21 protein-coding genes are annotated in these 20,599 nt (G+C 67.6%); 12 read left to right on the top strand and 9 right to left on the bottom strand.

Annotated elements, in window-relative coordinates; all coding sequences use genetic code 11:
* Window positions 1-67: 67 nt before the first annotated feature.
* The gene (locus AC5Y4F_RS15555; protein WP_499997537.1) at window positions 68-745 is read left to right on the top strand and encodes a phosphatase PAP2 family protein; all 678 of its coding nucleotides are present in this window, start codon (window positions 68-70) and stop codon (window positions 743-745) included.
* Between the two features lie 99 nt (window positions 746-844).
* On the top strand, window positions 845-1,504 hold the full coding sequence (locus AC5Y4F_RS15550; RefSeq protein ID WP_067932157.1) for a L,D-transpeptidase family protein: 660 nt from the start codon (window positions 845-847) through the stop codon (window positions 1,502-1,504).
* A 3-nt stretch (window positions 1,505-1,507) separates the two neighbouring features.
* Here AC5Y4F_RS15550 and AC5Y4F_RS15545 read toward each other — a convergent pair whose 3' ends face one another.
* Together AC5Y4F_RS15545 and AC5Y4F_RS15540 are read right to left on the bottom strand one after the other, a co-directional pair.
* Window positions 1,508-2,002, bottom strand: a complete 495-nt coding sequence (locus AC5Y4F_RS15545) for a nuclear transport factor 2 family protein (protein ID WP_499997587.1) — start codon at window positions 2,000-2,002, stop codon at window positions 1,508-1,510.
* On the bottom strand, window positions 1,989-2,609 hold the full coding sequence (locus AC5Y4F_RS15540; RefSeq protein WP_499997536.1) for a TetR/AcrR family transcriptional regulator: 621 nt from the start codon (window positions 2,607-2,609) through the stop codon (window positions 1,989-1,991). The genes AC5Y4F_RS15545 and AC5Y4F_RS15540 overlap by 14 nt, the downstream gene beginning before the upstream one ends.
* A 38-nt stretch (window positions 2,610-2,647) precedes the next feature.
* On the opposite strand from AC5Y4F_RS15540, the gene AC5Y4F_RS15535 reads away from it, so the two are divergent.
* From AC5Y4F_RS15535 to AC5Y4F_RS15520, 4 genes are all read left to right on the top strand, one after another.
* Complete coding sequence (locus tag AC5Y4F_RS15535) at window positions 2,648-3,877, top strand: hypothetical protein (protein WP_499997535.1); 1,230 nt, start codon at window positions 2,648-2,650, stop codon at window positions 3,875-3,877.
* Between the two features lie 153 nt (window positions 3,878-4,030).
* Window positions 4,031-6,022 carry an Hsp70 family protein gene (locus AC5Y4F_RS15530; RefSeq protein ID WP_499997534.1) on the top strand — a complete coding sequence of 664 codons (1,992 nt, stop codon included), beginning with the start codon at window positions 4,031-4,033 and terminating at the stop codon, window positions 6,020-6,022.
* 132 nt (window positions 6,023-6,154) lie between these two features.
* Window positions 6,155-7,615 (top strand): DUF7159 family protein, encoded by a 1,461-nt coding sequence (locus AC5Y4F_RS15525; protein WP_499997533.1) that lies wholly within the window; start codon window positions 6,155-6,157, stop codon window positions 7,613-7,615.
* Window positions 7,616-7,680: 65 nt separating this feature from the next.
* Window positions 7,681-8,097 carry an Rv0313 family protein gene (locus tag AC5Y4F_RS15520; protein WP_067938255.1) on the top strand — a complete coding sequence of 139 codons (417 nt, stop codon included), beginning with the start codon at window positions 7,681-7,683 and terminating at the stop codon, window positions 8,095-8,097.
* Window positions 8,098-8,109: 12 nt separating this feature from the next.
* Here AC5Y4F_RS15520 and AC5Y4F_RS15515 read toward each other — a convergent pair whose 3' ends face one another.
* Complete coding sequence (locus tag AC5Y4F_RS15515; protein ID WP_067938253.1) at window positions 8,110-8,805, bottom strand: DUF3060 domain-containing protein; 696 nt, start codon at window positions 8,803-8,805, stop codon at window positions 8,110-8,112.
* Between the two features lie 57 nt (window positions 8,806-8,862).
* Here AC5Y4F_RS15515 and AC5Y4F_RS15510 point away from each other — a divergent pair, with 57 nt between their 5' ends.
* Together AC5Y4F_RS15510 and AC5Y4F_RS15505 are read left to right on the top strand one after the other, a co-directional pair.
* Window positions 8,863-9,882, top strand: a complete 1,020-nt coding sequence (locus AC5Y4F_RS15510) for an NADP-dependent oxidoreductase (protein ID WP_499997532.1) — start codon at window positions 8,863-8,865, stop codon at window positions 9,880-9,882.
* Between the two features lie 313 nt (window positions 9,883-10,195).
* Window positions 10,196-11,017: a glycoside hydrolase family 16 protein gene (locus AC5Y4F_RS15505; RefSeq protein WP_499997531.1), complete on the top strand. Its 822-nt coding sequence runs from the start codon at window positions 10,196-10,198 to the stop codon at window positions 11,015-11,017.
* Here AC5Y4F_RS15505 and AC5Y4F_RS15500 read toward each other — a convergent pair whose 3' ends face one another.
* Window positions 11,018-12,520: a glycosyltransferase family 39 protein gene (locus tag AC5Y4F_RS15500; RefSeq protein ID WP_499997586.1), complete on the bottom strand. Its 1,503-nt coding sequence runs from the start codon at window positions 12,518-12,520 to the stop codon at window positions 11,018-11,020.
* A 171-nt stretch (window positions 12,521-12,691) separates the two neighbouring features.
* Here AC5Y4F_RS15500 and AC5Y4F_RS15495 point away from each other — a divergent pair, with 171 nt between their 5' ends.
* From AC5Y4F_RS15495 to AC5Y4F_RS15485, 3 genes are all read left to right on the top strand, one after another.
* Window positions 12,692-12,997, top strand: a complete 306-nt coding sequence (locus AC5Y4F_RS15495) for a hypothetical protein (protein ID WP_067938237.1) — start codon at window positions 12,692-12,694, stop codon at window positions 12,995-12,997.
* A gap of 72 nt (window positions 12,998-13,069) precedes the next feature.
* Window positions 13,070-13,723 carry a GAP family protein gene (locus tag AC5Y4F_RS15490; RefSeq protein ID WP_197520660.1) on the top strand — a complete coding sequence of 218 codons (654 nt, stop codon included), beginning with the start codon at window positions 13,070-13,072 and terminating at the stop codon, window positions 13,721-13,723.
* Window positions 13,724-13,789: 66 nt separating this feature from the next.
* A complete protein-coding gene (locus AC5Y4F_RS15485) occupies window positions 13,790-14,461 on the top strand; it encodes a GAP family protein (RefSeq protein WP_067938265.1) in 672 nt (223 codons plus the stop codon).
* Here AC5Y4F_RS15485 and AC5Y4F_RS15480 read toward each other — a convergent pair.
* Window positions 14,449-15,222, bottom strand: a complete 774-nt coding sequence (locus tag AC5Y4F_RS15480; protein ID WP_067938263.1) for a hypothetical protein — start codon at window positions 15,220-15,222, stop codon at window positions 14,449-14,451. The genes AC5Y4F_RS15485 and AC5Y4F_RS15480 overlap by 13 nt on opposite strands.
* A 28-nt stretch (window positions 15,223-15,250) precedes the next feature.
* Between AC5Y4F_RS15480 and AC5Y4F_RS15475 the strand changes: the two genes are divergently transcribed.
* Window positions 15,251-16,750, top strand: coding sequence for a bifunctional phosphatase PAP2/diacylglycerol kinase family protein (locus tag AC5Y4F_RS15475; RefSeq protein ID WP_067938233.1), 1,500 nt, complete (start codon window positions 15,251-15,253; stop codon window positions 16,748-16,750).
* On the opposite strand, the gene AC5Y4F_RS15470 is transcribed toward AC5Y4F_RS15475, so the two are convergent.
* The 4 genes from AC5Y4F_RS15470 to AC5Y4F_RS15455 form a co-directional block, all read right to left on the bottom strand.
* Window positions 16,695-18,137, bottom strand: coding sequence for a xylulokinase (locus AC5Y4F_RS15470; protein WP_067938231.1), 1,443 nt, complete (start codon window positions 18,135-18,137; stop codon window positions 16,695-16,697). The genes AC5Y4F_RS15475 and AC5Y4F_RS15470 overlap by 56 nt on opposite strands.
* The gene (locus tag AC5Y4F_RS15465) at window positions 18,134-19,537 is read right to left on the bottom strand and encodes a mannitol dehydrogenase family protein (protein WP_499997530.1); all 1,404 of its coding nucleotides are present in this window, start codon (window positions 19,535-19,537) and stop codon (window positions 18,134-18,136) included. Before AC5Y4F_RS15465 ends, AC5Y4F_RS15470 begins: the two co-directional genes overlap by 4 nt.
* Window positions 19,538-19,585: 48 nt before the next feature.
* Window positions 19,586-19,930, bottom strand: a complete 345-nt coding sequence (locus tag AC5Y4F_RS15460; RefSeq protein WP_067938228.1) for a DUF732 domain-containing protein — start codon at window positions 19,928-19,930, stop codon at window positions 19,586-19,588.
* Between the two features lie 186 nt (window positions 19,931-20,116).
* Entirely contained in the window at window positions 20,117-20,458 is a 342-nt protein-coding gene (locus tag AC5Y4F_RS15455; RefSeq protein ID WP_067938227.1) for a DUF732 domain-containing protein, read from the bottom strand.
* Window positions 20,459-20,599 lie beyond the last annotated feature (141 nt).

The following is a 20,599-nucleotide window of genomic DNA, read 5'->3' as shown; positions in this document are numbered from 1 at the left end:
CGCGGCCGCGACTCCGAGGGGGCGGGCCGCACGGTGACGGCGAAGGCGGTGCTGGTATCGGTTGGTCATGACTCGCCCCCGGACACCGGTGGCCGCCTTGATCGCCGCGTTGGCCGCCACCGTGTATGCGGCGATGTGGGTCGGCTACCGCCAACACTGGAATTGGCTGTACCGGACGGATTGGTCCTTGCTCAACGCGGCTCGCGACCTCGCGCTCAAACATCCGCTGTGGCTTCGCTTTTGGGAAGTCGTGTCCTATGCGGTGGGCCCCGTCCCGATGTCCGTGCTGGGCGTTGTGATGACGGTGTCCGCCCTGGTGCTGCGCAATCTGCGGGCCGCGCTGGTGCTGGCTTTCGCGTGCGGGCCGCTCAACGAGTTCGTGACCGCGGCGGCCAAGGCGCTGGTCAACCGTCCCCGGCCGCCAAGCATGTTGGTCGCCGCGCCCTCGACGTCCTTTCCGTCCGGGCATGCGCTGGAGGCGATGGCCGCGCTGCTCGCCGTGTTGTGCTTTTTCTTTCCGATGCTGCATCGGATGGCCCGCGGCATCGCGGTCGCGGTGGTGACGGTGGCGCTGGTGACGGTCGGCATCGCCCGGGTGGCGCTCAACGTGCATTACCCGTCCGACGTGCTGGCCGGCTGGTCGCTGGGATACCTGTATTTCCTGTTGTGTCTGTTGATTTTCCGGCCTTCGATGAAGCGACTCGTCAGCCCGCGGCGTGCGACCGAAACCGCCGCAGTTCCTTAACAACGCCGTCCCGGTGCATGTTTGATCACGACGCGGTGACCCAACCGCGGCTAAACATTTACTTGACCCTGAGGACGTGCCCGTTCGACGATGGAGCGCATGCACCGACTGCTCACTTCGCTGTGCGTCGCGGCGTGCGTAATTCTCGCCTCGGTGGTGCTGGCGCCGACCGGTGCGGCCGCGGGCGCCCCGTGGTTCGCGAACTCGGTTGGCAATGCGACCCAAGTGGTTTCGGTGGTGAGCACCGGCGGTTCCAACGCGACCATGGAGATCTTCCAGCGCACCGGCACCGGTTGGCAGTCGCTGCGGTCCGGCATTCCCACCCACGTCGGTTCGGCGGGAATGGCACCGCAGGCCAAGAGCGGTGTTCCGGCCACCCCGATGGGCGTGTACAGCTTGGACTCCGCGTTCGGCACGGCGCCGAATCCAGGCACCGGGTTGCCCTATACCCAGGTGTCCGGTGCCAATTACTGGTGGAGCGGCGACGACCACAGTCCCACGTTCAACACCATGCAGGTGTGCCAGAAGGCGCAGTGCCCGTTCAACACCGGTGACAGCGAGAACCTGCAGATCCCGCAGTACAAGCACGCCGTCGTGATGGGCGTCAACAAGGACAAGACCCCGGGTGGTGGAGCCGCGTTCTTCTTTCACACCACCGACGGGAAGCCCACCGAGGGCTGCGTGGCGGTGGACGACGCTCAGCTGGTGTCGATCATGAAATGGCTGCGGCCGGGCGCGGTCATCGCCATCACGAAGTAGCCTTCAGTCCGCGGCGACGGCGCGACCGGGTTTGAGCGTGAAGTTCAGGCCCTCCAAAGACATTGTGGCGTCATAGGTTCGGTCGTAGCCGGTGCCGCTGATCTTCCAGCCCGCCTCGGTGCGACGGTAGGTGTCGCGGTAGAAGGCGGCCCCGATCAACATGAAGTTGAAGTCGGCGACTATAACGCGGTCTTGCAGATACCAACTGCCCGTTGCGGTGTCGCCGTCGACAGTGATGTCCGGATGCGTCACCCGGTGTTCGGTGATCACGTTGGAAGGCAGCGAGGTACGCATGTACTCCACCAGGTCGGCACGGTTGGTGAAATGCAGCTCGTTGCCGATCGACGGCCCGTAGTCGGCCTTGATGTCCTCGGCCAGGGTGTCGGTGAAGTCGTCCCAGTGCTTGGTGTCCAGCGCGCGCAGATACCGGTATTTGACTTGCTTTATCGCTTCGATGTCGGCGAGGTCGTCGAGGGTCACCAGGTCATTGCAGCACACGGGTGACCATGTCGACGAGGGCACGTCGTTCCAGGCTCCAATCGATCGCGGTCCCGGTGACCATCTGCGCCAGCACCACACCGCGCAGCGTGGCCCAAATGACTTCCGCCACACCGGCATGCGCGGGATCCGTGCTGATCAACCTCCCCAGCTGGCCGACCGCGGCATTCATGTCGAGCAGGTGGCGGCGCGAGGACGGGTCCGAGCCGCCGCGGGTTTCGCGCAGGATTTCGAAGGCGGCCATCGACGTCGGGCTGCTGTAGCAGCTCCAAGCTGTGTCCACGACCACCTCGATGCGCCTGCGCAAGGGGAGCTCGCTGACGTCGGCCGACGACAGGCTGTCGACGAGCCGGGCCACCCCGTCGTCCACCACGGCCATCAGCAGGCCGTTGCGATCACCGAAGTGGTACTGGATGACCCCCCAGGTCACGCCCGCACGTTCGGCCACGTGCTTGGCGGTGGCCGCGGAGAATCCCTCCTCCACGATGCAGCGCACGGTCTCATCGATGATCTTCGCCCGAGTGTCATCGCCGCGCTTGCGTGGCGCGGTGGTCCGCCGGGTGGGGCGAACCCGGCGATCGGGCGTCTGACCGGCGACTACGTGCATTGTTGACTTTATAACATAGCCAAGTCTATTTTTGGGACGTGAGCGGCCCCTCGCGATACGCGCAATTGTCCCGCGACGAGCTCGTCGTCTTGGTACCCGAATTGCTGCTGATCGGTCAGCTGATCGACCGATCCGGAATGGCCTGGTGCATCTCCGCTTTCGGCCGCGAGGAGATGATTCAAATCGCCATCGAGGAGTGGGCGGGCTGTAGCCCGATCTACACCCGGCGCATGCAGAAAGCGCTGAACTACGAGGGCGACGATGTGGTGACGATCTTCAAGGGCCTACAGCTCGACATCGGGGCCCCGCCGCAATTCATGGACTTCCGCTACACCGTTCACGATCGCTGGCACGGCGAATTCCGCCTCGACCACTGCGGTGCCCTACTCGACGTCGAGCCGATGGGCGAGCAGTACGTGTTCGGCATGTGCCACACCATCGAGGACCCGACCTTCGACGCCACCGCGATCGCGACCAATCCGCGTGCCCAGGTGCGCCCGATCCACCGCCCGCCGCGGACGCCGGCGGACCGGCACCCGCACTGCGCATGGACCGTCATCATCGACGAGTCCCATCCCGAAGCGCAAAGCATCCCGGCACTCGACATCGTGAGCCGAACACGCGCCGCGACTTGGGAACTCGATCCCGTCGACCCCGAAGATGAGGGACAGGCGGATTACTCGGGGCCGTTGCTTTCGGATTTCGACTTCGCCGCGTTCTCGCATTCGGCGCTGGTCCGGATGGCCGACGAGGTATGCCTGCAGATGCACCTGCTGTACCTGTCGTTCGCGATCGCGGTGGCCGCGCGAGCCGCCAGCGACGACGAAGCCGTCGGCGTGCGCACCCGCGGCTTGATCGGCATCGCGGGCATGGCCGCCGAGCGCATCCACCGCGCACTGAAACTTCCGAGCGGAATCGACGGTGTGCTGCGCGTCCTCGAACTGCACCCGCTGCTGAATCCCGCGGGCTACGTTGTCGCCGAGACGGAATCGAACCGGCTGCGTGTGCACGCATCGCCGGCCCATGACGACGGATCCTGGATCTCGCTGTGCTCGCCGCAATCCGTGCAGCCGCTCCAGGCGATCGCCACCGCGGTGGACCCGCACGTCGAGGTTCGAGTTAGCGGAACGGCCACCGACTGGACGGCCGAACTGGTTGAAACCGAGACCGCCACCGAGGAGCTGCCAGAGGTTTCGGTGGTCAGAGTGAGTGGGGGCTCGACCTTCCAGTTCGAGCCCAGGCATTCGCTGCCGCTGACGGTGTTGTAGCGAAAGGCTTTTTGTCAAGGGGTTTTCGGTACCGCTTCGGTGACGCAAGCGCATCGAGCGGATACCAATGACATTGCGAAGCATCGGCTTTCCGCGTGTCCGCGGCTATGGTTAACGCTGGCCACCGACCCCTATAGACGAAGGTTTCGCTCTATGTACGACCCACTCGGGTTGTCGATCGGGACCACGAACCTGGTCGCTGCGCGTAATGGAAGCCCACCGGTTAGCCGCCGGTCTGTGCTCACCCTTTACCCGCACTGTGCACCGAAAATCGGTGCACCCGAAGAGAACCCGTACCTAACCGAGCCTGGCGTACCGATGAGGGGCTTTATCGAGCGCATCGGTGATTCCGTTGCGCTGGTGTCACCCGACGGTTCCGCGCATGACCCGGAACTGCTCACGGTGGAGGCACTGGACGCGATGGTGCTCGCGGCCGGCGCTGACGCCGCGTGCTCGGAAATTTCCATCGCCGTGCCGGCGCATTGGAAACCCACGACGGTACAGGCGTTGCGGGACGCGCTGCGAACCCATCTGGGCTTCGTGCGCAGCGGTATGGCGCCGCGGCTGGTCAGCGACGCGATCGCGTCACTGACCGCGGTGAAATCCGAGCTCGGCCTTCCCGACGAGGGTGTGGTGGGTCTGCTCGACTTCGGCGGCAGCGGTGCCTCGGCCACCTTGGTCAATGTCGCTGGCGACTTCGAACTCGTCAGCGCCACCATGCGTTACGCCGCGTTGTCCGGTGACGAGATTGATCAGGAGTTACAGCTGCGTGCCTTCGAGGAGCTGGGGCATGGCAGCGGCCTCGACCCGGCCAGCACCGCCGGTGTCGGGCAGCTCGTGGAACTGAAGGAACAATGCCGCGTGGGCAAGGAGCGGCTCTCGACCGACATGACCACCGAAATCATCGCGGTGCTGGGCGGGCGCAATTGCAGCTTGACTTTGACGCAAGACGACCTCGAAGAGATGATTCAGGATCGGCTGACCGGCTTCATCTACGCCTTCGACGACATGCTGGTGCGCTATCGTACGAGTTGGTCAGACCTCGTCGCAGTGGTCACGGTCGGTGGGGGAGCACGCATTCCGCTTGTCACCGAACGGCTTTCGATGCATGGCCGGATGCCGATCCTGACGCCGTCGCAGCCGGCCCTGGCCGCGGCCAGCGGGGCACTCATCCTGGCTTCGCGCGGCGGCCAGCTGGATCTGCGCACGCGGACGTCTATCGGGCTGCTCGCCTCGGCCGACGCCGCCGGTGACGTGGTCGACCTGGGTGCCGGCGATGTGCTGGTGATCGATGATGAGGCGCTTACCGATCGCGAATTAGCTTGGTCGCAAACCGAATACCCCGGCGACCTCCGCATGCGGTTCGGTGGGGAAACTTACGACGAGGACGGTCCGGCGGGCTGGTCGATGCGGCTCAATGTCATCGAACCGCCGCGGGAACGGCGGCCGTGGCTGCGCCTTCGGTTCTCCCAGTTGATCATCGGTATGTCGGCCGTGGTCGCCATGACAGCGATCGGCGGCGTGGCCTACACGCTGACCGGGATAGAAAACCGTCCGGCCCCGTCCGCACCGCCCTCGGTCGCGCCCCTTCCGGCGCCACCGGCCAACTCGGTGGCGCCGCATCCGGCCGCGCCCCCGCCGCCCACCGCGGTACCGCCGCCCCCGCCGCCGAGCGCGCAACCCATTCCCAGCCCGGCCCCGTCACCGCCGCCCCCGCCCCCGCCGCCGTCACCGCCGCCCCCGCCGCCGCCCGCGGTGGTCACCACCGCGCCGCCGGCGCCCGTCTACACCCCGAGGCATACGGCACCGCCGTCGAGCGCGCCGCCGACGACCGCGCCGCCGACGACCACGCCGCCGCAACCGGCGGTCACCACGACGGTGACGCCGCCTTCGATGGAAACCACCACACCGCCGCCTCCGCCGCCGACAACCACCACTACGACGGTGCCGATGACGACGGAATGGATCCATGTTCCGCTGCTGCCGGTTCCGATTCCGGTTCCGGTTCCGCAGCAGCAGGCTCCCGCGACTCCGCAGTATCCGCAGTACCCGCAGTACCCGCAGTACCCGCAGTATCCGCAGTACCCGGAGTATCCCCAGTACCCGGGGAACGCGCAGAATCCGTACTTCGGGCCGGGGTATTAGCGTCCTTCCTGCTTACGCGCATCGCCTGCGCGACTAGCCACACGCGCGTAACGTTTATGTCACCAAGTTCGGGCGGGGATCATCCCGTCATGCCCTCGCTGAGGGCGTTGAAAAGGACCTTGGAGGCGTTACGTGGACATCGTGCTTGGGGTGTCGATGGCTCCCAGGACAGTCCGCCTGGTGGCTATCGAGGGCCAAAATGCTGACGGCGTGACCGTCGAACAAGAAGAGTTCGAGGTTGGGGCCGCAGGAAATTCGGTCGATTCGCCGGCCGACGCTGTCGATCAGGTGATCGATGCGATCATCGGCAGCCGCGAAGGCGTGTTGGAGGGCGGTCACCGATTGACCGCCACCGGGGTCACCTGGAGTGATCCTGCCGGCGTCGGCGCGCTGCGGGAGGCGATTGCCGGCCACGAGCTGGACGGCGTGATGTTGGTCGCACCGTTGCTCGCCGCGGCCGTGCTGGCCCAGACCGTGGGTTATGCGCTGGGCTACGAACGCCTCGCGATGCTGTTCGTCGAACCGGCGAATGCGACGCTGGCCGTTGTCGACGTCGCCGACGGCTCCATCGTCGATCTGCACCGGCGCCAGATCGGCGACGGTAGCGCGGGAGGCCTTGCCGCCGAACTGGCGGCGATGGTCTCCGGTCTGGACGCTCGTGGCTCCCGGGCCGACGGGGTGTTCCTGATCGGCTGCGGAACCGACATCGTGGCGCTGAAATCCACGCTCGAGGCCGCCACCCCACTCCCGGTCACCGGCCCCGAAGAGCCGGACATGGCATTGGCCCGCGGCGCGGCGCTGGCCTCGGCGAACGCCCCGCTGTTCGCATCGTCGACCGCCGCCCTGGCCTATGCGCTGGACCCTGGCACCGGGGAGCTGAGTCTCCCCGCGATCAGCCCGACCTACCTGGACGACTGGGACGATGCCGACGTCGGCACCGACGCGCGGGCCTACAGCGCCGTCCCGGACTACGACGAGAGGCCTCCAGGCCGGCCCAGGTCCATGCTGCTCGCGGGTAGCGCCCTGGTCGGCATCGTTGCCGCGATCGGCGGGGTGGTGCTGGTGACGTTGACATCGGATCGCCCGGGGTCCGACGGTCGGCACAATCCGGGCGTCAGCGTCGCCACGCCGGCCGTCCAGCTGCCGGCGGCCCCGCCGAGCAACCCGCCGCAGGCGCAGCTGCCCGCCCCGAGCGCGGCGCCACCTCCGCCGGCGCCCCCGCCGAGCCCGTCCGAGGTGGCCGCCCCGGCGCCCGCACCGTCGACGGTGCAGCAGCCCGCACCGCAGACCGCGGTCACTCCGCCGCCCGCGGCACCGGTCCGTCGTGCCCCCGCCCGGTCGGTGCCGCAGTACGTGCCGCCACCCGTCCAAGAGGCGGCGCCGCAGCACGTGCCGCCGCCCGTCCAAGAGGCGGCGCCCCCGCCGGCCGCGGTGCCCGCGCCCGCACCGGCCGCACCACCACCGCCGCCGCCCGCGGCTCCCCCGCCCGCGGCGCCGCAGCTGCCACAGCAGCCGCCGGTGACGATGTATCTGCACTTCCCGTTCGTCACGGTGCCGATCCCGATCACCCCACCGCCGCCGCCTGGGCAGTAAGCACGTGGCAAACCACCTCCACTGAGCGCACACTGGCAGTTACGAACAAGCGCCAGGGAGGTCGCGTGGGCGAGCACAGTGGATTCGGATTCGATCCCGAAGAGTTCGATCGAATGATCAGGGAAGGCAGCGAGGGGCTGCGCGACATTTTCGAGCGGGTCAGCAAGTTCGTGGTCGCTCCCGGCGCCCGCGCGGGGTGGTCCGCCGTTTTCGATGACCTGTCGCGGCGCCCGCGCGGTGCCCCCGAAACCGCGGGCGAGGCCGGTGAGGGCGTGTGGGCCATCTACACGGTGGACGCCGACGGCGGCGCGCGCGTCGAACAGGTCTATGCGACCGAACTCGACGCGCTGCGGGCGAACAAGGACAACGTCGATCCCAAACGCAAGGTGCGGTTCTTGCCCTACGGCATTGCGGCCAGCGTCCTCGATGACGACGACACCGAGAGCGTCCGCGGCGGCGACGACACCGAAGAGCCTGCATAACAGTCGGTTAGCTCAGCCCTGCTCCACCACGTTGGACCCGCCGGAGTTGCTGATCTTCGGCGCGCCCGAGCGGTAGGTGACTTTATTGTTGAAGCCGGACGCCTCGATGCTGTCGACGGCCTCGACCGTGACCGAATTCTGGACTCCGGACACCGACAGGCGGGTGCAATGGCCGGTGATGGTGACCGTGTTGGATACCCCGCTGACGCGGACGATGTTGTCGTTGCAGGCGATGGTCCGGTTCTCGTTGATACCGGCGACGCTGAGTTCGGAGCCCGGGGGTGCGGCGGGCGAGGTCGACGGCGAGGGTGATGTCCGGCGGGTGGTCGATGGGCCGGGACTCGTCGAAATGTTCGGTGAGCTGAACGTTTTGGAGATGGTCGGCGGCGAGGCGATGACCGACTTCACGCCGGAAAGCTGGTGTGCGGCGAATGCCGCGATGCCACCGGCGAGGGCCAGTACGCCGATCACGACGACGGTGCCGAGGATCCACCAGACGCGGTTACTCGAGGGGCGTTGCTGGGGCAACCCGGGCATCGGTCCGCCGTAGGTCCACGGGGTCGGCGGCCCGGGTGGCGCGCCGGACGTGCCGGGCTGAGAGTACTGGCCGGCGGCCTGCGAGCCGCCCTGCTCTGACGCCCGCGCCGCATCGGCGAGCGGGCGCTCGAGTTCCCGGATCCGGTCTTCCGGGTCTTCGTTTGCTGCCATGCATTGAATATGCCATTCGCTTCTGGCTTTTCGGGCCGTTCGGTAGTTTTTACGATCGTGCCCGATTTGCCGAATCGCCAGGTCCTGTTGCGTCGCCGTCCCTGCGGGCTGGTCCAACCGGAGGACACGGAAGTGGTCACCACGCCGGCGCCGGAACCCGCCGAGGGCGAGGCGCTGTTGCGCACCACCTACGTCGGCATCGACGCCGCCGCCCGCACCTGGCTCGACGACCAGCCCAGCTACCTTCCGCCGGTACAGCTGGGCGAGGTCATCCGCGCGGCCGGCATCGGCGAGGTGGTCGCGTCGCGGTGCGACGCGTACGCCGTCGGCGACGTCGTCACCACGTTGACCGGTTTCCAGGAGTACGCGATCATCCGCGACGACCTGTTCAGCACGCCGATCCCGGGCGAGAACGACCAGCTGGCGATCATGTCCGTCTACGGGCCGACCGGCGCCACCGCCTATTTCGGGATGACCGACATCGGCCGGCCGCAGCCGGGAGAAACGGTGGTGGTGTCGGCGGCCGCGGGCGCCACCGGATCGGTCGCCGGCCAGATCGCAAAGATCGCCGGCGCCCGGGTGGTGGGCATCGCAGGCGGTCCGCAGAAATGCCGGGCGGTGGTGGAGGATTTCGGGTTCGACGCGTGCATCGACTACAAAAACGAAGACATCGCGGCGGCGCTGAAAAAGCACTGCCCGCAACGCGTCGACGTCTACTTCGACAACGTGGGCGGGCCCATCCTCAACGCCGTGCTGGGCCGGCTGGCCGCCCGCGCGCGCGTCGTCCTGTGCGGCGTCATCTCCAGCTACCTGACCGGGGAGCATCCCGGGCCGGCCAATTACGTGAACCTGCTGTCGAAGACCGCCCTGATGCAGGGGTTCAACGCGCTCGATCAGTGGGGCCGCTTCGACGAGGCATTCGCCGCGCTGCGCCGGTGGGAGGCCGAAGGCCGACTTCACCACCGGCAGACCATCTTTGAGGGCATCGAGTCGTGTGTCGATGCCCTCAATGGCCTGTTCACCGGCGTCAACGTGGGCAAGACGCTGGTCAGGCTGAGCGAACCCAGTTCGCGTTAGGAACCACCAAGCTCCTCGATGCCGTCGGGCCGGTCGATGTCAACCAGATTGATGATTGCGGCGTGAAATTCCTGGAAGTGCGCCCTGCGGCTGCTATCGTCGCTTGTTTATGCCAGGGGGATGGCGACGACGGACCGACGCGCGGGTCGTGAGCGGGAACGCCGCGCGTGGATCGGGTGCGCGCATCGCGCGCCGAGCTCCACCGCGGGATGCGTGTCACCCCACCGCGTGGTTTCATAGCACCGTTTGCGAGAGTTGCCTGGGGAGAGTTCGCCGGGCTTGACGAGCCGGCTTTAAACGATTGGTGGTTTAGATGGATCGTCGCAGCATGATGTTGATGTCGGGCCTGGGCATGATCGGGGCTGCGATGCGCTTGCCGGGTGCCTGGGCTACGCCGTCGGCGCCCGAAGCGCCGCCGTCCGCCGGGGGCGGGCCCTTCATCTTCGCCGACGAGTTCGACGGTCCGGCGGGTTCGGCTCCCGATCCGGGCAAGTGGACCATCCAGACCTGGCAGGACGACGTGTTCCCGCCGGTCGCGGGGATTTATCGCGACGACCGCCGAAATGTGTTCCAAGACGGGAACTCCAACCTCGTTTTGCGCGCCACCCAGGAAGGGGACACCTACTACGGCGCCAAACTGCGGGGCAACTTCCGCAGCATGATCAACCAGACTTGGGAAGCTCGAATAAAGCTGAACTGCTTGGACCCGGGCCTTTGGTCCGCGTTCTGGGGTGTCAACGAGGATCCGCTGCCAGACGGCGAGGTTGACCTTTTCGAGTGGTACGGCAATGGCTCGTGGCCTCCGGGGACGACGGTGCACGCCGCGTCGAATGGAAAGACGTGGGAAGGCAAGTCGATCCCCGGCATGGTCGACGGCAACTGGCACACCTGGCGAATGCACTGGGGCGAGGAAGGGTTTGAATTCGCCCGAGACGGGGCGCAGTACTTCAGCGTTCCGAACAAACCAATACACGTCCACGGCGGCGCTCCCGACGACTTCCGGTGGCCGTTCAACAAACCCGGCTACTGGCTGACGCCCATGTTCACCCTCGCAGTCGGTGGGGTCGGCGCCGGCGATCCCGCGGCGGCGACCTACCCGGCCGACATGCTCGTCGACTGGATCCACATCTGGTGACTATCGCTGCGCCTTGAGCACCTGAACCAGGTTGAACTGCCAGCGTTCGACCAGCCGGAAGCCCAGGTCGTGCGGTACCGCGAAGGCGGTGCTCGCCCAATAGACGGGGCCGGGCGGCAGCGCGGCGCCCTGCTCGTGCGCCGGCTGGGACGGGTCGGCCTGGGTGATGATCCAGACGACGCCGCACTGGCTCAACGGTCTGGCCACCACCTCGGGGATCAGATTCGTGTCGAACACGTCGTTGCGGTCGGTCGCCCGCTGCCACAGCGTGAGGTCGATGAGCTTGCGATAGGCGTCCGGACGCGCCGCCATCAGCGGGCGCATGGGAGCCGGCATGAACGTCACCGTGTCGTTCACCAACAGGCAATCGCCTGGCGCCGCCTTCGCGTTGACCAGGTCGGCGACCTGACTATAGTCCATGCCGTATTTTGCGTACGGGTTACGTTGCACCCGAACATAATTCGGTGCTGCGGCGACTGCGAAAAGGCCGACGAGGGCAGTGGTCACCCACGGCTTGGCGGTCACCGCTCCACCGCATACGCCGAGTATCAACGCCAGCGCGGGTGCGGTGAAGCACAAGTAGCGCGGCGTGTAGATCGAATGAACCAGCGCCGAATACGTCACGATCGCTGCCGTCGGTGCCGCAAGCCACCCCGTCGCGAGCACCAGTAGTTGGCGTTGCGACTCGGCCAGGCGCGCGCACCCGCTGAGCCACAACACGATTGCCGCGCCGATCAGCAGCGCCGCCAGCACTGCGAATGGCGGGCACCGTTCGAAATACTGCTGCATCAGCACGTCTTCGATGGTGCGGTGACCGATGGGTGCGACCCAACTGATCTGGTGTGCCTGCCCGGCGACCGTCGTCAGGAACGGCGACAGCGCGGCCACCGCAGCGGCCGACGCGATCGCGAAGCCCAGCAGCGTCATTCGGCTCCGGTGGTACACGCCGACGAATACGGCATATGCCACCAGCAGCAGCGCGAGGTAGGCGTCGAGCCCGATCGAGCCGGCCAGCGCGACGGCATACGACACCCACAGCCACACGCTGTCACGGCGCGCGGCGCAAATGAGCAGGACGGTCAGCCACGCGGCGGCCATCATCGACATCGCATAAGGGCGAGCCTCGATGCCCGCCCACGTGGCCCGGGGCAGGATCGCGCAGAATGCACCGGAGGCCACCGCGACGCCGCGGGACGAGAACTGCTTCCCCAGCACCACGACGCCGGCGGCGGCGCCGCCCACCGCCAGGGCGCTGGGCGAGCGCGAGAAGAACTCGGTGGGCGGGAAGACCTGAAACCAGCCGTGCATGAGGACGTAGTACAAACCGTGGACGGCGTCGACATTGCCCAGCATGTGCCACAGCTGGGCCAGTGACCGGCTATACGCGGCCGAAATGGTTGCGGCCTCGTCGTACCAGAACGACGGCCGGGCGGCACCGGCCAGGCTCACCGCGGCGGCCACAACCGCGACGACCAACGGGTCCAGCACGGCCGGCGCGGCCATTCGGCGACCGCCCGGTGCGCCGCGGCGACCCCGTGCTTCTTCGGTGGTTTCGATGCTCACCGAACCGCCCGGGACGTCGCGGTTCGGCTGAGCACACCGCTATGTTGCCAGAGGCCAACCGGGCCGATCAGGGGACTCAACCGAGCGACCATTCGAACGTATGATCGATCAATGGGTTCGCTCGCATCGATCGGGTACAACGGCCAACCGGTCCGCAGCCCGTTCCGGGTGGTGCGTCCGGCGATCGCGGTCCTGGTCGACCTCACGGTTCTGTTCCCGCGCGAGCCGCACCGCTCGGGGCGGTATCAGCCCAATGGTCTGCAGCTGCACAAGGTCGTCGAGGGGTGGCTGAGCTGCTGGGGTCTGTGCGAGCAGGGCGACTGGTGGGGGCTGGTGACCTATCCCGTCGCGTACGGATCCAAACGCAGAACCGTGACGCACTGGGTGCCCGCGTGGACCCTGCGCCGCAAAGGCTGACCGGACGTCAACCGCCGCGTGGGCGTGACGCCAGTGCGATGATTGCTGCCCGTGGACGCAACTTGGGCCTCGGTGCTGAGCAAACTCGTCGCGTTGGCGGCGGTCATCGCGCTGTCACCGATCACGGTCATTCCCGCTGTGCTGGTACTGCATGCGCCCCGCCCGCGTCCGTCCAGTCTCGCCTTCCTGGGCGGCTGGCTGCTGGGCCTGGTCGCCCTCACGGCCGCTTTCGTCAGCGGCTCGGAGCTGCTCAGTGGCTTTCACGCGACCCCACCGAAATGGGCATCCTGGGTGCGACTGGCCTTCGGTGCGGCGCTGATCGCCCTGGCCGCCTACCACTGGTTCACCAGGCATCGCCAACGCGACATGCCGCGTTGGATGCGTTCGTTCGCCACGCTCTCCCCGGCACGTGCCGGGCTGATGGGGGCGGTGCTGGTGCCGGTGCGGCCCGAGGTATTGATCCTGTGCGCGGCCGCCGGCCTGGCCGTCGGCAACAGCAGCCTGAGCGCCGGAGCCCAGCTGATCGCGGCCGCGATCTTCGTCGTGCTCTCGGCATCGACGGTCGCCATCCCGATATTGGCTTACGTGGGCGCCGGTGATCGCCTCGACGATGCCCTGGAACGTCTCAAGGCCTGGATGGAGGCGAACCACGACGCGATGATGGCCGTCATCCTGTTCCTGATCGGGTTGATAGTGCTCTACAACGGAATTCGCGCCCTGGCCTGACCCGGTTCGGGGCGAGTACGGCGCGTTTCGGCGCCGCACCGGCACCGCAATGGCAGGATGCCGCCCATGGCAGGAAGCTGGGGGACGGTGCTGACGGGGCTCGTTCCGCTTGGACTGGTCATCTCGCTCTCACCGCTCACGGTCATTCCGGCGGTGTTGGTGCTGCAGGCGCCGCGGCCGCGGCCGAGCAGCCTGGCGTTTTTGGCGGGCTGGGTGCTGAGCCTGTCCGCGCTGACGGCGCTTTCCGTCGCGGCCTCTGGCCTGCTGGGTGGCCTGGACAAGGCGCCTCCGCGGTGGTCATCGTGGCTGCGCGTGGTGTTGGGGTCGGCGCTGATCGTGTACGGCACCTACCGATGGCTGAACCGGCACGGTCAAGCCGAATCCCCGGCCTGGATGCGCTCGTTCGCCAGCATCACACCGGCCCGCGCCGGGATCATCGGGGCGGTGCTGGCCGTGGTGCGTCCGGATGTAGCGCTCATCTGCGTCCCCGCGGGATTGGGCATCGGCACCAGCGGGCTCGGCCTCGCCGGCGACTGGGCGGCCGCCGCGTTCTTCGTGGCCATCGCCGCCTCCAGTGTGGCGATCCCGATATTGGCGTACGTGGCGGCCGGTAGCCGACTCGACGACACGCTGGCGCGGCTCAAGGACTGGATGGACCGCAACAACGGCGCCCTACTCGCGGCGGTCTTCGTGGTGATCGGTGCGATGGTGCTCTACCACGGGATTCACGCCCTATAGCCACCGTCGGCCAGGCCCGCGTCCTGTTCGAACCTGTTCACCGCGCCAAAGACCAACTCGCGGAACAACTCCCGACCGTAGCCGACCAGCATGCCCAGGTAGCCGCGGTCTGCCCATTGCGCGGCGTGGCGCTCTTCGTGATGCAACACCCGGTCCAGGTCCAGGCGGCTCGCGCGGGGTATGCCGCTGCCGTCGAGATACCAGGCATACCCAGAGGCGACGACTTGGCGAAGCTGCCCGCCGGGGTCGGCGGGCCTACCCGTGTTCATCATGAAGATGTCACCCCAGGTGGTGCCGCCGCGCTGGCTGAACAGCCGCTGAATCCAGTTGCCGCCCAGACCCATGAGCATGCCGTTGGGGGTCGCGACCAGGCGCCCCCCGTTGCGGTGTACGAAGGGGACGTCGCGGCTGTAGCTCCAGCGGTTTGCGTTCTGCCGGGACATGATTCGCCCCACCTCGACGGCACTGTAGGGAGCTGCCGGAAAGTCGGTCGGCGGCCGGTCCGGCTTACCGTAGCCGGTATCCGCGTTGAGGATGTAGGTCATCAGTGCGGCGTCGCGGGCCCGGGCGCCGTCGGCGTACGCCGGGATCAGGAAGAACGACTTGCCGTGCGGGTCGTTGAGCTCGGCCATGCCCTCGAGGGCTTCGAAGCGCGCGGCGGTGACGCCGTGCCGGCGGGCGATCTCGGCGACGGCGTGCGCCGCCACGCCGCGGCGTTCGGCGTTGTCCTGCCACCTCATGCAATAGCCCTGTGCGTCCATGTCTTCGGACCAATTTAGGGTGTAGCGAATGAACAGGGGGCGCCGCCAACGCGCACGCGGCATCAACCAGATCACCCGGGGCTTGGGCACGCTGGACCAAGAGCTGTTCGATGCCATCGCCGAGACGGACACCCCGCTACTGGACGCGGTCATGCCGCCACTGACCCGGGCGGCCGACCATTCCAAGCTGTGGGTCGGCATCGGCGCGGCGCTGCTCGCCACCGGCAGGCAAAGCGCGCAGCGCGGCGCGACTCGCGGTTTGATGACGTTGGCCGCCACCAGCCTGGTCACCAACCAGGTCGCCAAGCGGATCCGGCGGCGGCCGCGGCCCAGCTATGACTTGGTGCCCTTGGTCAGGCAGGTCCGCCGACGCCCGACGTCGAACTCGCTTCCGTCCGGGCACGCCGCCAGCGCCGCGGCGTTCGCCATCGGGGTGGGCCTGGAGAACCCACCGCTGGGCTTCGGGCTGGCGCTGCTGGCCGGGCTGGTGGGTCTCTCTCGGGTGGCGACCGGCGCGCACTACCCGGGCGACGTCATCGCCGGATTCGGCATCGGCTCCGGCTTGGCCGTGTTGGGCGGCCGGCTCGTCCCGCCGATCATCGAAACAGCCCTTCCGAGAACCGAACCGCTCCGTGTCGCCGCGCCGGAGCGGCCTGACGGCGCCGGCGTGGTCTTGGTCATCAATCCGGAGTCGGGCAGCGGGACCGGCGCCCGGGTCGTCGACGCGGTGCGCGCGGAACTGCCCAGGGTCGACATTCGCGAACTGGGCCCCGACGACGACCCGGTGCAGGTGTTACGCAGCGCGGCCGAGCGCGCCGAGGTGCTGGCTGTGGGCGGCGGTGACGGCACCGTCGCGGCCGCCGCGGGGGTGGCTATCGACGCGGGACTCCCCCTGGCGGTCTTTCCCGCCGGAACATTCAACCACTTCGCCAAGGACATCGGCTGTGACAGCGTGGCCAAGACGGTAGACGCGATCCGGCGCGGCCACGTGGCGTGCGTGGACTTGGTGTGCCTCAACGAAACTCAGATGATCCTCAACACCGCCAGCATCGGCGCCTACCCGACCTTCGTGCAGCAGCGCGAGAAAGTCGAGAAGCGCATCGGCAAGCCGCTGGCGGGTTTCTACGCCATGCTGCACACGCTGCGCAAAGACCAGCCAGTGCGCATCAGCTATGACAACAAGACCCTGCTGACATCGCTGTTCTTCCTGGGCAATTCGCTGTACCTGCCGACCGGTTTCGCGCCGGCCCGGCGAACCCGCATGGACGACGGCTTGATCGATGTCCGCATCCTCGAGACCGGCCCCCGCTGGGCGAGGGCCAGAATTCTGACCGCGCTCGTCTTGGGGCGCCTGGAGCGCAGCCCGCTTTATCACGAATTGCAGGTGCCGGAATTCAGCTTCAGCGCCGTCGACGGTCCCACGGTCATCGCCTGCGACGGCGAGGTAGGCGACGAATACGACAAGGCAAGCTTCAGCGCGAAGTATCGGATCCTTCCGGTGTTTCGTCCGCTTCCCGACGGCCAGTGACTCCCTCGGTCAGGTCGCGCACCCGTGCATAGTGCGCGGGAACCTCGGGCGCGGGGTCGGCGGTGTATTCGTTGGTGGGCGGCGGATCCCACGCGGGGGGATGGGGCGATCCGTTCAACGCCCAGGCCGCCTGCCGCGCCGCGCCCAACGCGACGTATTGCGCCGGCGTGGGTGCGAGCACCGGCATGCCGAACACCGCGGGCGCGATCTCGCGCAGCGCCCGTGATTGCGCCCCACCCCCGACCAGCAGGATGCGGCGCGCTACGACACCGTGCGCGGCCAGGTGCGCGATACCGTCAGCGAGTGAGCACAGCAGTCCCTCCACCGCGGCCCGGGCCAGATTGGCCGGAGTCGCGTTGGAGACCCGCAGACCGTGCAATGCTCCAGTTGCGTTGGGCCGGTCGGGAGTTCGCTCGCCTTCCAGGTAGGGAACCAGCACCAGGCCCGCGCTGCCGGGAGGCGCCGACAGCGCGAGCCGGGAGAGCTCGTCGCGGCCGACTCGCAGCATCGCGGCGGCGGCCTCCAGCACTCGCGCGCCGTTGAGGGTGCACACCAGCGGGAGATAGCGCCCGGTGCCGTCGGCGAATCCGGCGACGAATCCCGCGTCGTCGCGGACCGGGTCCGCGGTGGCCGCGGCCACCACTCCTGAGGTCCCGATGGAGACGATCACATCGCCCTCTTCGGCACCCAGGCCCAGCGCCGCGGCGGCATTGTCGCCGAGTCCGGCGCCGAATGTGCTTGTGCCGCTGTCGGTTCGACCCGAAGGGCTCAGCACTGTCGGCAGCCGGGGGCGGCGGTCGCGCAGTGCCAGCTCTAGCAGATCGAAGCGGTAAGCGCCCGTTGCGGCGTCGTAGTAACCGGTGCCGCTGGCGTCGCTGCGATCGGTGGTCAGCGCCGCGATATCGGACTCGCCGCGCAGCCGCCAGGTCAGCCAATCGTGCGGTAGGCAGACCGCAGCGGTGCGGTCGGCGTGCTGTGGCTCGTGGTCGGCCAGCCAGCGCAGTTTCGCCACCGTGATGGCGGCCAGTGGCACGACCCCGACGGCCTGGGCCCACGCCCGCGCGCCACCGAACTCGCCGACGAGTGCGCGTGCGGCGTCGGCCGATCGCACGTCGTTCCACAGCAACGCGGGGCGCACCACCCGTCCCGTCCCGTCCAGACACACCATGCCGTGCTGCTGGGCACCGACGGCGACCGCCTCGACGCCATCGAGGCCACCCGCGTCGGCGATGGCCTCGTGGGCGGCGATTTCCCATGCCGTCGGGTCGATTTCGGTACCCTCGGGGTGACTGGCGTGTCCCTCGCGCACCACCCGGCCGGTGGCGCCATCACAGACCAGTACTTTGCAGGATTGTGTCGATGAGTCGATGCCGGCGACCAGGGTCATGATTGGCCGGCACCGATCAGTGCCCGCAGCGTTGCGCGTGCGCCGTTGCGGTGCAGCGAGTCCAACGCCCACAGGTAGGACTCGCGGAAGCGCTCGTGGTCGACGAGATCGCCGAATATCGAACGGTTGGCCAGGAATGCGACCGGGTCGTCGCGCTGCGTGCGGGCGATCGGAACGAGAGAGTCGGCGAGCCGGTCCACCACCTCGATCGGCTGGCCCTGCTCGTCGACTCCCTCGGCGTAGCGTGCCCAGCTCGCGACGATCGCCGCGGAAAGCCGCACCGCACCGCCGGAGCGCAGGTTGTCGCGTACCACGGGCAACAACCACTTCGGGATGCGATCCGAGGACTCGGCGCACAACCTGGCCACGGTGTCGCGGATGTAGGCGTTGGCGAAGCGCGGCAAGAGGCCGTCCCGGAACTCGTCCAGCCCCGGGATGCGCTGCAGCGTCGGCATCGCCTCCGAATTCATATAGCGCGCAAGGAACTCGGCGATCAGCGGATCCTGTGCGGCCTCGTGCACCAGCCGGTATCCGGCGAGGTAGGCGAAGTAGCACAGGCCCTGGTGCGAGGCGTTGAGCAACCGCAACTTCATCGCCTCGTAGGGTGCTACGTCGTCGACGAGTTGCACGCCTGCTCGATCCAGCGGTGGCCGCCCGGCGGCGAAGTTGTCTTCGACCACCCACATGGCGAAGGGCTCGGCGATCACGGGCCAGGCGTCGCCGACACCGAATTCGGAGTCCAGTCGCTCGAGCACATCGGGCGTGGTCACCGGCGTGATCCGATCCACCATCGAGTTCGGAAAGGTGGTATTCGTGCGCATCCATTGCGCGAGTTCGGGATTGATCCCTTCGGCGTACGAAGTGAAGACGCGTCGCGCCATGTCTCCGTTGCCCGCGATGTTGTCGCAGGAGACGATCGTGGGGGAGGGCAGGTCTCGCTTGCGACGCTGGTTGCACGCCTCGGCCACCAACCCGAATACCGCGCTCAGCGGTGGCTGATAGCCGCCCTCGGTGATGGTGAGCGAGATGATCCGGGTGGCAGGATCGGCGAGCAGATCGATCACGGAGTCCGGATCGTCGGGCGCATAACGGTAGTCGATGATGGAGCCGATGACCCGCGGTTGCCGGGTGCCATCGGGGTGTTCGAGGATCAGCGTGTAGAGCTGGTCCTGGCCGCGCAACGCCTCACGCATCAGCCGGTCGCGCGGCAGCACACCGATCCCGCAGATCCCGAAGTCCCGGGCGAGTCCGTCGCTGAGCAGCCGATCGATGTACATGGCCTGGTGGGAACGATGGAACCCACCGACACCGAAATGCGCTATGCCGACGCCGATTTGGCTGCGGTCATATGTCGGGACCGGGATCTTGAGGCCGGCCAGGTTCCGTGCGTTCAGCTTCACTCGAATGTCACCATAGCGCGGACCGCCGAGCGCGGGGGGTGATCCGCCTCAGGCGTTAGGGCACAGATCGCGCAGGGCGAAGATCACCACGTCCGCGGCCTGTCGGCCGTTGATGCCGCCGGTGCCCTGGTCGGCGTCCGAGCGTTGCAGCGCCAAACCCTCCAGCTGTTGCGGAGAAGCGCCCCACGAAAGTTGTTGGCAGAGGTCCGCACCCATCTGCAACAGCTCCGCGTCGCCGCCGTTCACGGCGTGGATACCGGCGTTGTGCAGGTCGTTGATGAAGGCGTCCTGATCGGCCCGTGCCGGGCCGGCGCAAAGGACCCCGGCGAGTGCGAGCGGGCCGGTCGCCAGGGCCGCGCCCACGAGCCGGCCGAAATGCCTGCGTGCCGCCATCAACCTTCTCCTTGTCTGCGCCCGATGCGGATGATGCACTTTTACACAAGAGTGCGAAGATCCGCTGCGCAAGCAATTCGGGATAGTGAACGGCCGGCCAACAACGGGCGGCGCCGCCGGTGGACCGGCGTGCGAACAATGGACCGCTCTCGCGGCCCGCCGGACTGCGGGAGCGTCAGATCGGCGTTAGACGTTGGGGCAAAGATCGCGCTCCGCGTAGCCGACGATGTCGTTGGCCTGCTGCGGACTGAGCCCGCCGGCCCCTTGCCGTTCGCTGGAACGTTGCAGCGCCAAGCCAACGAGCTGGGATTCGGGAGCGCCCCACGACAGCTGCTGGCATACGTTCAGGCCTGCCTGCAGCAGCGCGGCGTCACCGCCTGCGACGGCGTGGATCCCGTCTCTGTGCATGTCGTTGATGAAAGCGGTCTCGTCGGCCTGCGCTGGGCCGGCCAAGACGATGCTGGCCAGAAGCGGGCCGCCGAGTAGGGCTGAACCGATGAGCCCGGTGGTGAGACGATGCGAGCACATAGCCTCTTCTCCTCTTTGCGTCAACCGTTCTAATCTCGATGTTAACTTTTATGTAACCTCCAGCGCGATAACTGTTCATCAACAATTTCCTGTGAGGGCCCTGCGCGAGAATGAGCTCCGTGGGCTCCGGAGCCCCCTGGC

Source organism: Mycobacterium sp. NGS56, from assembly GCF_059812425.1.
This window is presented reverse-complemented; position numbering and strand designations above follow the sequence as displayed.

Coding starts and splice junctions, on each gene's coding strand:
- AC5Y4F_RS15555 (WP_499997537.1), top strand. CDS start 68: ATGACTCGCCCCCGGACACCGGTGGCCGCCTTGATCGCCGCGTTGGCC.
- AC5Y4F_RS15550 (WP_067932157.1), top strand. CDS start 845: ATGCACCGACTGCTCACTTCGCTGTGCGTCGCGGCGTGCGTAATTCTC.
- AC5Y4F_RS15540 (WP_499997536.1), bottom strand. CDS start 2,609: ATGCACGTAGTCGCCGGTCAGACGCCCGATCGCCGGGTTCGCCCCACC.
- AC5Y4F_RS15530 (WP_499997534.1), top strand. CDS start 4,031: ATGTACGACCCACTCGGGTTGTCGATCGGGACCACGAACCTGGTCGCT.
- AC5Y4F_RS15515 (WP_067938253.1), bottom strand. CDS start 8,805: ATGGCAGCAAACGAAGACCCGGAAGACCGGATCCGGGAACTCGAGCGC.
- AC5Y4F_RS15505 (WP_499997531.1), top strand. CDS start 10,196: ATGGATCGTCGCAGCATGATGTTGATGTCGGGCCTGGGCATGATCGGG.
- AC5Y4F_RS15500 (WP_499997586.1), bottom strand. CDS start 12,520: ATGGCCGCGCCGGCCGTGCTGGACCCGTTGGTCGTCGCGGTTGTGGCC.
- AC5Y4F_RS15495 (WP_067938237.1), top strand. CDS start 12,692: ATGGGTTCGCTCGCATCGATCGGGTACAACGGCCAACCGGTCCGCAGC.
- AC5Y4F_RS15485 (WP_067938265.1), top strand. CDS start 13,790: ATGGCAGGAAGCTGGGGGACGGTGCTGACGGGGCTCGTTCCGCTTGGA.
- AC5Y4F_RS15480 (WP_067938263.1), bottom strand. CDS start 15,222: ATGGACGCACAGGGCTATTGCATGAGGTGGCAGGACAACGCCGAACGC.
- AC5Y4F_RS15475 (WP_067938233.1), top strand. CDS start 15,251: ATGAACAGGGGGCGCCGCCAACGCGCACGCGGCATCAACCAGATCACC.
- AC5Y4F_RS15470 (WP_067938231.1), bottom strand. CDS start 18,137: ATGACCCTGGTCGCCGGCATCGACTCATCGACACAATCCTGCAAAGTA.
- AC5Y4F_RS15460 (WP_067938228.1), bottom strand. CDS start 19,930: ATGGCGGCACGCAGGCATTTCGGCCGGCTCGTGGGCGCGGCCCTGGCG.
- AC5Y4F_RS15455 (WP_067938227.1), bottom strand. CDS start 20,458: ATGTGCTCGCATCGTCTCACCACCGGGCTCATCGGTTCAGCCCTACTC.